This is a genomic window from Candidatus Symbiopectobacterium sp. NZEC135 (genome assembly GCF_025962695.1).
Map to the genome: position 1 here is coordinate 1 of NZ_JAGFPF010001402.1, position 558 is coordinate 558.

Here is a 558-nt window from a genome sequence, read left to right on the forward strand (position 1 = left end):
AGTTATTCCACGTCATTCCTGCCGGTCAATGGTACTGATGCCAGCGGCAGCGCCTTTAAGCCGACCACGGCGAAGCAGCGCGAAGTGGGGGTAAAATACCAACCTACTCATTTCAACGCGCTGTTTACGCTCGCCTATTTTGATATCACGCAAAGTAATGTAGTGACCTCCGTCAACCCTTACACCACCTACCAAACCGGGGAACAGCGCTCACGCGGCGTTGAGTTCGAAAGCAAGATGGCGGTTACAGACAACATCAATGTGACCGGTGCCTTGACCTACACCAACGCCGAAGTAGTTAAAGGATTAGGGGCAGATGTTGGACAGGCACCTATCGGCATTCCGGATTACACCGCTTCGCTCTGGGCGGATTATCGCTTCCGCTCCGGCGCACTAGAGGGGATTACCGTGGGCAGCGGCGTGCGCTATGTCGGCAGCACGGTGGGGGGATATTCGCCTAACGTTTACACCGTCAACGCCACGCGCTTGGATGCGCCGAGCTACACCGTGTTTGATGCGTCAGTCAGCTACGATTTCGGCAAAAGATCGCCAACGCTT

At 55.4% G+C, this 558-nt stretch carries 1 protein-coding gene; it reads left to right on the forward strand.

What is annotated here, in order from left to right:
- Positions 1 to 558 (forward strand): TonB-dependent siderophore receptor (locus J5224_RS34505; RefSeq protein ID WP_264629327.1); only part of this gene is annotated, 558 nt, incomplete at both ends.